Source organism: Streptococcus mitis, from assembly GCF_047463435.1.
Taxonomy (GTDB): domain Bacteria; phylum Bacillota; class Bacilli; order Lactobacillales; family Streptococcaceae; genus Streptococcus; species Streptococcus mitis_DS.
Map to the genome: position 1 here is coordinate 14892 of NZ_JASHDW010000017.1, position 12762 is coordinate 27653.

A 12762-nucleotide genomic window follows, 5' to 3' on the forward strand; every position below is an offset into this window, starting at 1 on the left:
CTGATCAAAGAGTGTCTACTCCTTGAAAGAACTGTCTTTTTCACACAAGGTTCCAGGCGTGTTCATTTGCTAACTTCTTAACTAGTCTAGAAGTGCCAACTAAATCACTGGAATATAACCCAGAGCAATACTGCCTGCACCTAGGTGTGTTCCAATGACACTACCAAATGTAGCAAGTGAAATATCCGTACCCACTTCAGAATCTAGCAAGTGCTGACGCAATTCTTCAGCCTTTTCAGGAGCATTCCCGTGAATGACAATGACACGGTATTGGCCTGAAGCTGTGGCTTCCTTGATGATTTCAATTAAGCGCTTGGTTGCTTTCTTTTCAGTACGAACTTTTTCGTAAACTTCAATCACACCTTGGTCGTTGAAATAAAGGATTGGCTTAATGCTTAGAAGATTACCCAAAATAGCCGCCCCATTTGAAAGGCGTCCACCTTTCACCAAGTGATCCAAGTCATCCACCATGATGAAAGCAGATGTGTGACTGATCTGAATAGCTAGCTTATCTTGAATAATAGCAAAATCATCACCTTGGTCTTTCCAGTTAAAAACACTTTCAACCATGATACCCAGAGGAGCACTTGTAATCAAAGTGTCTGGGAAGGCAATGGTTAATCCCTCATAGTCATCGACCATATACTGGATATTTTGGTAAAAACCTGAAATTCCAGAAGATAGGAAAAGCCCCAAGGCATGGGTATAACCTTGTTCTTTAAGCGAAGTTAGAATCTCATCTAACTTGGCAATACTTGGTTGACTGGTCTTAGGCAATTCAGAAGCCTGAGCCATTTTTTGGTAAAATTCCTCTGCAGTCAGATTAATACCTTCGACATACTCCTCACCATCAATATTGACAGGAATATCCAAGACGTACAAATCTTCTCTTTGCAAGGTCTCTGCACTGAGATAAGCAGAAGAATCTGTGATAACAGCTAATTTCATATTAGAACTCCAAATTGATTCCTGGTAAGTCTAATGCAATTTCAGTTACTTCGTAAGTCAAACGGTTGAGCATGTTTAAACATGGACGAGCCAAGGTTTCCACTTCTTCTTGGTTCAATTCACTTGGTTCATTAACAATACGGCCATCGATATGGTTCACTTGTGAAATGGTTCCACTGATGACAAACTTATCAAATACAATCATAAAACTCAAGACAACAATCAAGGAAGTCACTTGATTTTCTTGGTCATGTTGAATTAATTGGAAGTTCACATCCACCTTAGTTTCAGGGGCTCCATTTTCATTTTCCCATTCAAAATTACGCGCATCAAAATGATACTGACTAACAAATTCTTGTTCACGTTTAAGATTCATGTCTTTCTCCCTTGGCTACAATATTATAAGCTATTGTACCATAATTTTTTATTTTCATCTAGTTTTCTAGGATTTAGTCAATCCCAATTTCAGCTCGAACTACGTCTGCGATGGTATCAACATAGTAGTCTACTTCTTCTGTTGTAGGCGCTTCTGCCATGACACGCAAGAGGGGTTCTGTTCCACTTGGGCGTACTAGGATACGGCCATTGCCTGCCATTTCAGCTTCCATCTTCTCAATGATATCCTTAATAGCTGTCACTTCCATAGCCTTTTCCTTCATGGCATTTTCCACTCGGATATTGACTAATTTTTGTGGATAGATGGTTACTTCTGCTGCCAACTCTGACAAGCTCTTACCAGTTTCCTTCATGATTTTTGTCAATTGGACAGCTGATAATTGACCATCACCTGTTGTATTGTAATCCATCAAGATAACGTGACCAGACTGTTCACCACCAAGGTTGTAGCCTGATTTTCTCATTTCTTCAACAACGTAACGATCGCCAACTGCAGTGACTGCCTTGTTGATACCTTCACGATCCAAGGCCTTATGGAAACCAAGGTTAGACATAACAGTTGTCACGATTGTATTTTGGGCCAATTGTCCTTTTTCAGAAAGATATTTCCCGATGATGTACATAATCTTGTCACCATCAACGATATCACCATTTTCATCAACAGCAATCAAGCGGTCACTATCTCCGTCAAAGGCCAAACCAATAGCTGAGCCGCTTTCTTTGACCACTTCTTGAAGGGTTTCTGGGTGGGTTGAACCAACATTAAGGTTGATGTTAAGACCATCTGGTGTTTCCCCGATAACCGTTAATTGAGCACCAAGGTCTGCAAAGATTTGACGGGCACTTGTAGAAGCTGCACCATTGGCTGTATCCAAGGCAACCTTCATTCCATCAAGAGGAGTTCCAGTTGAAACAAGGTAGCCTTCATACTTACGCAAGCCTTCTGGATAATCTACCAAGGTTCCCAATCCTTCTGCACTTGGACGAGGAAGAGTATCTTCTGCAGCATCTAGCAGGGCTTCAATTTCTGCTTCTTTTTCATCGTCCAGTTTGAAGCCATCACCACCAAAGAACTTAATTCCATTATCAAGGGCTGGGTTGTGACTAGCAGAAATCATGACACCTGCACTGGCTCCCTCAGTTTTTACCAAGTAAGCTACTGCTGGTGTTGCAAGGACACCAAGTTTGTAGACGTGAATCCCTACAGAGAGGAGACCTGCCACCAAAGCAGATTCTAGCATTTCCCCTGAAATACGTGTGTCACGTCCTACAAAGACTTTCGGTGCTTCCGTTTCATGTTGACTAAGAACATAGCCTCCAAAACGTCCTAGTTTGAAGGCCAATTCTGGTGTTAGTTCTACGTTAGCTTCTCCACGGACTCCATCAGTCCCAAAGTATTTACCCATTTTTATAAAATCCTTTTCCTATTTTTTAATTCGTTTTTGAACTAGTTGCTTTCGTTGACGAAGATGTCTCCGACGAACTACTTGCACTTGAATTAGATGCACTTGAACTCGATACCACAGGTTTTGTAGTTACCTTCATTGTCGTATCAAACGGAGTAATAACTACCGGTAAGACAACACCATTACGGTCGATTGCCTGCAAAGGTACCGAACCACTGTAATTACCTGTTATGCGTTCGCTGGTTGGTAAAAGTGCAATAATTTTGTCAATCTTAGCTAATGTTTCTTGGTCAGTTGTGACCGAAACGCGTTCATTTGACACGGTTACACTATCAATTTGTAGCTTGGGATCAATCTGGCTTTGGTCAACTTGTGGCACAACAAGCATCCCATCTCGCTTAACCTTCTTCCCAACTTTCACTGTAATCTTTTGAGGCGTTGCCACAGCAGTCATTCCATTTGGAAGATTTTCAATATTCAAGGGAACTTCAATCGTTCCAACACTGACATCCGTCAAATCCGCTGTGACCTTAAACTTACGAGTGCTCTCCTGCATTTCGCTGGCCAAGGTCACACGATTGGCACCTGTCAGCACAACTGAAACTTCTGATGCAAATCCGCTAATGAAATACTGGTCATCATCATAGTGAATATCGATAGGAACGTTCGTTATCGTATTGGTGTAGGTTTCTGATTTGACCTGCCTTGCGGTATTGCTATTTTGAAAGTTGGTTGACGTTGCATAGATAAATAAGATACAAGCAAAAAAGAGAGATGAAATGATATATAGACTATTTTTTCTCATATTTCCAACCTCCTAGCAAACGGTCCTTGAAACTGACTTTTTCCTCAACAGCTGGCAAAAGAATTGCTCGTAGCTCTGCTTCAAATTCTTCAATCGTCAAGTCGTGCTTGAAAACACCGTTATAGGTAATAGAAATGCCTCCTGTTTCCTCTGAGACGATGAAGGTCAAGGCATCGGATACTTCTGACAAACCGATAGCCGCCCGGTGTCTGGTCCCAAATTCCTTGGAAATCCCTGTGCTTTCTGTCAAGGGAAGATAGGCAGAGGTTACTGCTATTCGATTTTCTCTGATAATCACAGCACCATCGTGTAGGGGAGTGTTGGGGATAAAGATATTAATAAGGAGTTCAGCTGAAATATTGGCATCCAAAGGAATCCCTGTCGCAATGTATTCTTGTAAGGTCCGAACTCGTTGGATGGCAACCAGAGCACCAATCTTACGAGGACTCATATATTCAACCGACTTGACAAAGGCACGAATCATTTGCTCCTCTGCACTAATTTGAGCAGTAGAAAAGAAATCTGTCGCCCTTCCCAAGCGTTCCAAACCAGTCCGAATCTCTGGAGAGAAGATAACAACCGCAGCAATAACCCCATAGGTGATAATCTGATTAATCAACCAAGAAATCGTTGTTAAATCAAGGATATTGGCCACAACCTGGGCTAATACAAAGATCACGACCCCACGCACCAAAATCATAATCTTGGTGCCAGCTATCGCTTTTGTAAAACGATATAAAATATAGGCCACAATCAAAATATCAAACAGATTGATGGCAATACTCCAAGGACTAGAAAACAAGCTAGTCCAATATTGCAGATTGGATAATTGTTGAAAGTTCATCTGCTGTCTCCTCTCTGTCCAAACACGTTCCTTTCTATTATACCATTTTTCTGGCATTTTTTTCCCTATCCTACTTCATTTTAAATTAAAGAAAAAATATGATAAAATAAACTGATACTCAATGAAAATCAAAGAGCAAACTAGGAAGTTAGCCGCAGGCTGTACTTGAGTACGGTAAGGCGACGCTGACGTGGTTTGAATTTGATTTTCGAAGAGTATGACTAGAAAAAACAAAGGAGAAACCATGTCTCAACTCTATGATATTACCATTGTAGGTGGTGGTCCCGTCGGACTTTTTGCAGCCTTCTATGCCCACCTACGCCAAGCCAAGGTCCAAATCATCGACTCCCTTCCACAACTAGGTGGACAACCTGCTATTCTCTATCCTGAAAAGGAAATTTTAGACGTACCGGGATTCCCAAACCTGACTGGAGAAGAGTTGACTAACCGTCTAATCGAGCAATTAAATGGCTTTGATACCCCTATTCATCTCAACGAAACGGTTCTTGAGATTGAAAAACAAGAAGAAGGCTTTGTAATTACAACTTCTAAAGGAAGTCACCTGTCTAAAACAGTTATCATCGCTATGGGTGGCGGTGCCTTCAAACCACGTCCTCTAGAACTAGAAGGCGTTGAGGACTATGAAAATATCCACTACCACGTTTCCAACATCCAGCAATATGCTGGTAAGAAAGTGACGATTCTTGGTGGAGGAGACTCGGCTGTGGATTGGGCTTTGGCTTTTGAAAAAATTGCGCCAACTACCCTTGTCCACCGCAGAGATAATTTCCGCGCCTTGGAACACAGTGTCCAAGCCTTGCAAGAATCATCTGTGACCATCAAGACACCATTCGTCCCTAGCCAACTCCTTGGAGATGGAAAAACGCTCGATAAACTTGAAATTACAAAAGTCAAATCTGATGAAACAGAATCTATTGACTTAGACCACCTCTTTGTCAACTATGGTTTCAAATCTTCTGTTGGTAACCTTAAAAACTGGAGTCTGGACCTCAACCGCCACAAGATTATCGTCAACAGCAAACAGGAATCTAGCCAAGCTGGAATTTACGCTATCGGTGACTGTTGCTACTATGACGGAAAAATTGACCTGATTGCGACAGGACTAGGAGAAGCACCAACCGCTGTTAACAATGCCATTAACTACATCGACCCTGAGCAAAAAGTGCAACCAAAACACTCTACTAGTTTATAGAAAAAGAACCACGAGTCACATAGGATTCGTGGTTTTATAGTTCATCGGCTAATTTGTTAGATCATATTTCCCCCTTCTTTAACAAAAATAAAAATGCCTATCAAACTGATAAAACATGTGATATAATAGGGACGGCACTAACAATACGCCTTGGAAAAGGAGGTATTACAGATGCTAGAACTTCTCAAAATAGTACTTATCGCAGTCATCGAGAGTATCATCTCATGGCTGGTGACTCGTTGGTTAGACGATCACTTCGACAAGTAACCTTCCTGGTTAGTGCTATCTAACCCAGAAAAAAATCCCCTCAGTATTGCAGTACCGAGGGGATTTCTGTTAGCACTAAAATGCTAGAACTTCTCAATTCCCCTTTATTATCTCACATACTCTATTTAATTGTCAAGAAAGAGGTGTTTTATATCTTTATAACTCATCGGCTATCTTATTGATTTTTCTGAGTCTGTGGTTGACACCACTTTTGGTCAGGGGATTGCTGAGGCTATCCGCTAACTGCTGGATAGAGTAGTCTGGGTGCTGAATCCGTAGCTGCGCTACCTCCTGCAAATCCACTGGCAGATTTTCTAAGCCCATGATATCTTTGATTTTACTGATATTGTTGATAGTCTTCATGCTGGCAGAAACTGTCCGTGCGATATTAGCTGTCTCGGCATTATTGGCTCGATTGAGGTCATTACGGGTTTCTCGCAAAATCTTAACCCTCTCAAAATCATCACGCGCCTGCATGGCTCCGATTACTATCAAGAAATCCATAATATCTTCGGCTCGCTGGAGATAGGTCACAGCCCCCTTCTTGCGCTCAAGCACCTTGGCATCCAGTAAAAACTGCTGGAGAAGGGAGGCAATCCCTTGCGCGTGGTCCAGATAAACAGAACTGATTTCCAACTGGTACTTACCTGATTCAGGGTCACGAATACTTCCATTTGCCAAGAAAGCACCACAGAGATAGGCACGGCCTGCTTCCTCGTCTGATAAAATCTCCTCATCAATACCTGTTTCTAGACCAAAGAAAGAGTCGGCCAAGTGCAAATCACTTAACAAGTCCTGCACCTTTTCATCTGTAAAAACGGTATATACTCGATTCTTACGAAGATTGCTCCGTTGGTGGTGGCGGATTTCTGATTTGATTTCATAAAAATGGAGAAAGGACTCATAGAGGTGCCGAGCCAGCTTGGCATTTTCTGTCACGACTGACAAAGTCAAACCCGAAGTCGAAAGACCGATACTGCCAGACATCTTGATAATGGCAGATAATTCATGCCGGCTCAGATGGTGCTGACCCAGGATTTCTTCTTTTACTGCTACTGTGAAACTCATTTTCTCACCTGTATGATGCGCATCAATTCGTCCACAATCAAATCTCCATCGTGGAAGGCACCTCCATTTTCCAGACGAAGGAAGTTAGATGAAATCACGCGCGGAACTTGCTTACTAAGACCAGCAAAATCATGTTCCACCTGCACCAGGTATTCATCAAAACGGTTGGAATTCATGTATTCCTGAGGCACTTTTTCGATATTCACCAAAACAGTATCGATAAAAGCTCGACCAAGGTGACGATGCAAGACCTCCACGTGGTCACTATCTGTAAAGTGTTCCGTCTCCCCACGTTGGGTCATGATATTGCAGACATAGGCGATTTCTGCCTTGGTTTCCAAAAGCGCCTTCCCAATCTCCTTAATCACGATATTGGGCAAAATCGAGGTAAAGAGGGAACCAGGTCCGAGGACAATCATGTCACTTTCAAGAATGGTCTGCACCACTCGACGGCTGGCCAGAGGAGTATCATCGTTGAGGGTATTGGTTACATAGACATGATCAATCATGCCTGGATGGTCTGCAATATGACTCTCTCCAGCCACTTCTGTCCCATCCTGAAAGACTGCATGAAGGGTCAAAGGATGGTCACTGGAAGGATAAATCTTCCCAGTCGTATGGAAAAATTTGCTCAGCAACTGCATGGCATTATAGGTCGAACCCTGCATTTCTGACAGGCCAGCGATAATGAGATTGCCCAATGGATGGCCAGCAAAAGCGCCAGCATCTTCAGAAAAACGGTACTGAAAGACCTTCTCATAAAACTTAGGCATATCTGACATGGCCACAAGGACATTACGAAGATCACCTGGCGGTGTCAATTGTTGCATATTTTTTCGGAGTTCACCTGATGAACCACCATCATCCGCCACCGTTACGATAGCAGCGATTTCCACATCTTTTTCACGCAGACTTTTTAGAATGACAGGAATCCCAGTTCCTCCACCAATCACCGTTATCTTTGGTTTTCTCATGAACGGTTTACCGTTTCCTTTCTTCGATCTTTGTCGCGGTGCCCTTCATTGACAGGCCAATTCTTGGATAAGTCCTGCGCCAAGCGTTTAGCAAAGGCCACACTACGGTGTTGTCCACCCGTACATCCCATGGCAATAGTCAAAACAGACTTTCCTTCCTTTTGGTAACTTGGCAAAATTGGCTCAATCAAGGCCAACAAATGCTGATAAAAATCTTCTGACTCAGGATGGTTCATGACATAATCATAAACAGGTTCATCCACACCCGTTTGGTTTCGCAGTTCCGGAAGGTAGTATGGATTTGGCAAGAATCGGACGTCAAAGACCAAGTCTGCATCAATCGGGATACCATACTTGAAGCCAAAAGACATGACCTCGATACGGAAAGACTGGGCTTGTTCTTGGTCTGAAAACTGCTCTGCAAGGGTTTTACGTAGCTCACGTGGAGTAAGTTCTGTCGTATCCACAACATTTTGACTCATATTTTTCAAAGGTGCCAAGAGTTCACGTTCCAGCTTGATTCCATCCAAAATCCGTCCATCTGCAGCTAACGGGTGACTCCGTCTGGTTTCCTTGTAACGAGCGACCAATTCCTTATCAGCTGCATCCAAAAAGAGAATTTTAAAGTCCAGTTCTTCCTTGTTTTCCAACTCATCCAAAACATCTTGAATCTCTGAGAAGAAAGAACGGCTACGCATATCCACTACCAAGGCCAACTTATGGTCGTCTTCCTTTGTTTCCACCAACTGCAAAAACTTAGGCAAGAGAGCTGGTGGCATATTGTCAATAGTGAAATATCCCAAATCCTCGAAGGACTGAATGGCTACAGTTTTCCCAGCACCACTCATCCCTGTCACAATCACCAAGTGAAGTTGTTTCTTTGTCATCTTTTTCTCCTTATATCAAAAGAAGTTTGGCAACACCAAACTTCAACTAGCTTATCCAATCTCTGCGATGACTTCAATTTCGACTTTTACATCACGAGGAAGACGAGCTACCTCCACAGCTGAACGAGCTGGAAATTCCTCTTTAAAGGCCGTTTGGTAAACCTCATTAAAAGGAACAAAGTCGTTCATATCGCTCAAGAAGCAAGTTGTTTTGACAACATGGTCAAAGTCTGTTCCTGCTTCTGCCAAAATAGCACCGATGTTTTTTAAGACTTGCTCTGTCTGTTCTTGAATCGTTTCTCCAACGATTTCCCCAGTTTCAGGAGAGAGAGGAACTTGACCACTAGCAAACAAAAGGTTGCCAACGATTTTTCCTTGAACATATGGTCCGATAGCCTTTGGAGCTTTGTCTGTATGAATTGTTTTTGCCATTTCTTTACCTCATAATTTTTCTAAAATTGCATCCCAAGCCTCATCCATCCCTGCCTTGCTGACAGATGAAAAGAGGATGAAGTCATCACTTGGGTCAAAGTTTAATTTCTTTTTGATTGCTGATTCATGCTTGTTCCACTTACCACGAGGAATCTTGTCTGCCTTAGTCGCAACGATGATGACCGGAATCTCATAGTATTTGAGAAATTCATACATCTGTACATCATCTGCTGACGGGTCGTGGCGGAGGTCCACCAAACTGACCACAGCACGGAGATTTTCCCGAGTCGTTAGGTACTCCTCAATCATGCGCCCCCACTTTTCACGTTCCTTTTTGGAAACACGGGCATAGCCATAACCAGGCACATCCACAAAGCGCATCTTGTCATCAATGTTAAAGAAGTTGAGAAGCTGGGTTTTCCCAGGTTTCCCTGACGTGCGAGCCAGATTCTTACGGTTGAGCATGGTGTTGATAAAGCTAGACTTGCCTACATTTGACCGCCCTGCTAGGGCAATCTCTGGCAATTCATCCTGCGGATAGTGGGATTTATTCGCCGCACTGAGCAAGATTTCAGCATTGTGTGTATTCAGTTCCATAGTCACCTCTAGGCTGTTTCTAGGATTGGTTTATCCGTTCCATCGACAGCTTCTTTTGTGATGCGGACCAATTTCACATTTTCCTGACTCGGTACTTCAAACATGACATCTAGCATGGTTTCTTCAATAATCGAACGAAGACCACGCGCCCCTGTCTTGCGTTCAATGGCCTTATTGGCGATTTCTTGAAGAGCTTCGTCGTCAAATTCCAACTCGACATCGTCATAAGAAAGCAAGGTTTGGTATTGTTTGACCAAGGCATTTCTTGGCTCTTTCAAGATGCGAACCAAATCATCAACCGTCAATTGCTCAAGAGCTGCAAAGACAGGCAAGCGTCCAATCAACTCAGGAATGATACCAAATTTTTGAATATCTTCTGCGATGATTTCTTGCATGTATGAGCTATTTTCGTCAATTGCCTTGTTATTTTGACCAAATCCGATGACTTTTTCACCCAGACGTTGTTTGACAATTTCCTCGATACCATCAAAGGCGCCACCCACGATGAAGAGGATATTTTTAGTATCCACCTGAATCATCTCTTGTTGTGGATGCTTGCGTCCACCTTGAGGCGGTACGCTAGCGACAGTTCCCTCGATAATCTTGAGAAGGGCTTGTTGCACCCCTTCACCAGAAACGTCACGTGTGATCGATACGTTCTCACTCTTCTTAGCAATCTTGTCAATTTCATCCACGTAGATAATCCCACGTTCTGCACGTTCGATGTTAAAGTCAGCAGCCTGCAAGAGTTTAAGGAGGATATTTTCCACATCCTCACCTACATAACCAGCCTCCGTAAGAGCTGTCGCATCTGCGATCGCAAAAGGCACATTCAAGCTTTTAGCCAAGGTCTGGGCAAGGAATGTTTTCCCAGAACCAGTTGGGCCAATCATCAATATGTTTGACTTCTGCAAATCCACATCTTCCGACTCTTCACGCGTATCGTGGAAATTGATGCGTTTGTAGTGGTTGTAAACCGCCACAGCTAAGGCACGCTTGGCACGATCTTGACCGATTACATAGTGGTTCAAGATATGGAGGAGTTCGATTGGTTTTGGTACCTCAGACAAGTCTGCCAAGACTTCCTCAGCCAACTCCTCCCGAATGATTTCCTGGGCCAACTCCACACATTCATTACAGATAAAGGCGTTGTTGCCTGCGATTATTTTTTGTACTTCTTCTTGGCTTTTGCCACAAAATGAGCAATAAACCATCATATCATTATTCCTAGTTGTAGGCATGATTTCCTTCCGTTCTATTCTATGCTGTCATTCTATCTAAAATAAGGTCATGTAAAAAGCGTGGATACTATTGACCAAATTGGTAAAGGCATTTAACCAGAGCAGGACAGAAAGTCCATAACGCTTTTTACGAAAAGACTGTGCTCCAGCGAGCAAACAGACCAAGCACAGCATGGCTGTGAAAAAACCAAATATACTACGTTCCATTAGACTTCCTTTCTCTTGCGGTATTGCATGGTAAAATCATAAGGATTCTTCTCATCTTTGGTGTAGGATTTGCTTGAAACTGTCTCAAAAAGAGACAAGTTAAACTCTTCAGGGAAATAGGTATCTCCCTCCACCCGAGCATGAATTTGAGTCACAATTACTTCGTCAAGGTAGGGTTCAAAAGCCTGAAAAATTTGCTTCCCACCGATAATATAAAGATTCTTTTCTTGAGCCTGATACCAGTCCAAGACAGACTGGACATCCTGAAAAGTAGTAACCCCGTCTATCTTTTCTTCAGAATTACGCGTCAAAATCAGAGTTTCCCGTTGTGGAAGCAAGCGACGCCCCATCCCATCAAAGGTCACACGCCCCATCAAGATAGCATGATTCAGAGTTGTTTCTTTGAAGTGTTGCAGTTCTGCTGGCAAATGCCAAGGCAGGCGATTTCCCTTACCAATCACACCCTCTTCATCCTGGGCCCAAATAGCTACGATTTTCTTAGTCATGCTTCCATCCTTTTCACTGATAGTACTATTTTATCAAAAAACTCAAAAAAAGACTGGTTTGGAATAGCTTACAAGATAGAAAAAATCTGTAAGAAATTTCCTACAGATTTATATATGTTTCTATTATTTCTTACAAACCAGGAGCTTGTCCAAGTTCTGCTGCAAGCATCCAGATTGTTTTATCAGTTTCAGTTTTAGCATCTGCAAAGATACCGTTTGTCACATCGTCACCTTCTTCATCAGTGACATCCAAACCTTTTTGGAAAAGTTCTGACAAGTAACGGTAGATAGCAAGGACACGTTCCAAGCTTTCTTCAACATTACGGTATTCACCAGCTTCTTCTTCGATTTCACTGTTTTGAAGGAATTCTGTCAATGTAGAGAATGGGCTACCACCAAGTGTAATCAAGCGTTCGCTGATTTCATCCAATTGACCATCAAGAGCTTCCATGTACTCATCCATTTTTGGATGCCATACAAGAAAACCACGGCCACGCATGTACCAGTGTACTTGGTGCAAAGCCACATGGGCCACATACAAATCAGCAACAGCTTGGTTCAATACTTCCTTTGTTTTTGCCAATGCTACTGGCGCTGCTTTTGTCAATGATGTTACGTCTTTTACTGCTTCTTTTTTCAATTCTACCATTTTATTTTACCTCATTCATTATTATTTGTAACCACTTATTAATGATTACTACCTTAGTATACTACTAAGGAAAACCAATAGCAAGCCAAATGACTCACATGAGAAAAGTTGCAATAGACTGATAATTTAAGAATTTTTTAGAATGAAACCCAGTCACTTTCAATCTCTCTTAACAGAGATAAAATAAAGAAAAAGAGGCTCTATAATATTTGTAGTGGGTAAATCCCCTATGGATCTTATGGAGCCTATTTTGTTGTAGAAAAAAAGTCCCATATGACCTATAATGAAAAGCGACTAAACAACTCATTAGAAAGATTCATAT

At 42.3% G+C, this 12762-nt stretch carries 15 protein-coding genes; 1 reads left to right on the plus strand and 14 read right to left on the minus strand.

Translation table 11 applies throughout. The features are described 5' to 3' along the window. Positions 1 to 99: 99 nt before the first annotated feature. The 5 genes from QM843_RS09165 to cdaA all read right to left on the minus strand — a co-directional run bounded on the left by QM843_RS09165 (position 100) and on the right by cdaA (position 4399). Entirely contained in the window at positions 100 to 948 is an 849-nt protein-coding gene (locus QM843_RS09165; protein WP_414304818.1) for a DegV family protein, read from the minus strand. Position 949: 1 nt separating this feature from the next. Continuing rightward, positions 950 to 1324, minus strand: a complete 375-nt coding sequence (locus tag QM843_RS09170; protein WP_001050081.1) for a DUF1149 family protein — start codon at positions 1322 to 1324, stop codon at positions 950 to 952. A 73-nt stretch (positions 1325 to 1397) separates the two neighbouring features. Beyond that, a complete protein-coding gene (gene glmM, locus QM843_RS09175; protein WP_414304819.1) occupies positions 1398 to 2750 on the minus strand; it encodes a phosphoglucosamine mutase in 1353 nt (450 codons plus the stop codon). Between the two features lie 25 nt (positions 2751 to 2775). Continuing rightward, positions 2776 to 3555 carry a CdaR family protein gene (locus tag QM843_RS09180; RefSeq protein WP_265465450.1) on the minus strand — a complete coding sequence of 260 codons (780 nt, stop codon included), beginning with the start codon at positions 3553 to 3555 and terminating at the stop codon, positions 2776 to 2778. Further along, on the minus strand, positions 3542 to 4399 hold the full coding sequence (cdaA, locus tag QM843_RS09185; protein ID WP_001011069.1) for a diadenylate cyclase CdaA: 858 nt from the start codon (positions 4397 to 4399) through the stop codon (positions 3542 to 3544). The genes QM843_RS09180 and cdaA overlap by 14 nt, the downstream gene beginning before the upstream one ends. Positions 4400 to 4643: 244 nt before the next feature. On the opposite strand from cdaA, the gene QM843_RS09190 reads away from it, so the two are divergent. Continuing rightward, a complete protein-coding gene (locus tag QM843_RS09190) occupies positions 4644 to 5612 on the plus strand; it encodes an NAD(P)/FAD-dependent oxidoreductase (RefSeq protein ID WP_414304820.1) in 969 nt (322 codons plus the stop codon). Positions 5613 to 6035: 423 nt separating this feature from the next. Here QM843_RS09190 and whiA read toward each other — a convergent pair whose 3' ends face one another. From whiA to QM843_RS09235, 9 genes are all read right to left on the minus strand, one after another. Further along, positions 6036 to 6947 (minus strand): DNA-binding protein WhiA, encoded by a 912-nt coding sequence (gene whiA, locus QM843_RS09195; protein ID WP_033677890.1) that lies wholly within the window; start codon positions 6945 to 6947, stop codon positions 6036 to 6038. Further along, positions 6944 to 7921, minus strand: a complete 978-nt coding sequence (locus tag QM843_RS09200) for a YvcK family protein (protein WP_261043409.1) — start codon at positions 7919 to 7921, stop codon at positions 6944 to 6946. Before QM843_RS09200 ends, whiA begins: the two co-directional genes overlap by 4 nt. Beyond that, positions 7918 to 8808, minus strand: coding sequence for an RNase adapter RapZ (gene rapZ / locus QM843_RS09205; RefSeq protein WP_033677894.1), 891 nt, complete (start codon positions 8806 to 8808; stop codon positions 7918 to 7920). The genes QM843_RS09200 and rapZ overlap by 4 nt, the downstream gene beginning before the upstream one ends. A 51-nt stretch (positions 8809 to 8859) precedes the next feature. Continuing rightward, the gene (locus tag QM843_RS09210) at positions 8860 to 9240 is read right to left on the minus strand and encodes a RidA family protein (RefSeq protein WP_001140420.1); all 381 of its coding nucleotides are present in this window, start codon (positions 9238 to 9240) and stop codon (positions 8860 to 8862) included. A gap of 9 nt (positions 9241 to 9249) precedes the next feature. Continuing rightward, positions 9250 to 9837 carry a ribosome biogenesis GTP-binding protein YihA/YsxC gene (gene yihA / locus QM843_RS09215; protein ID WP_000422605.1) on the minus strand — a complete coding sequence of 196 codons (588 nt, stop codon included), beginning with the start codon at positions 9835 to 9837 and terminating at the stop codon, positions 9250 to 9252. A gap of 8 nt (positions 9838 to 9845) precedes the next feature. Further along, positions 9846 to 11078, minus strand: a complete 1233-nt coding sequence (gene clpX / locus QM843_RS09220; protein WP_025169664.1) for an ATP-dependent Clp protease ATP-binding subunit ClpX — start codon at positions 11076 to 11078, stop codon at positions 9846 to 9848. 36 nt (positions 11079 to 11114) lie between these two features. After that, positions 11115 to 11285 (minus strand): hypothetical protein, encoded by a 171-nt coding sequence (locus tag QM843_RS09225; protein ID WP_130897099.1) that lies wholly within the window; start codon positions 11283 to 11285, stop codon positions 11115 to 11117. After that, a complete protein-coding gene (locus QM843_RS09230; RefSeq protein ID WP_414304821.1) occupies positions 11285 to 11791 on the minus strand; it encodes a dihydrofolate reductase in 507 nt (168 codons plus the stop codon). Before QM843_RS09230 ends, QM843_RS09225 begins: the two co-directional genes overlap by 1 nt. 130 nt (positions 11792 to 11921) lie before the next feature. Further along, on the minus strand, positions 11922 to 12440 hold the full coding sequence (locus tag QM843_RS09235) for a Dps family protein (RefSeq protein WP_000229881.1): 519 nt from the start codon (positions 12438 to 12440) through the stop codon (positions 11922 to 11924). Positions 12441 to 12762: the final 322 nt, after the last annotated feature.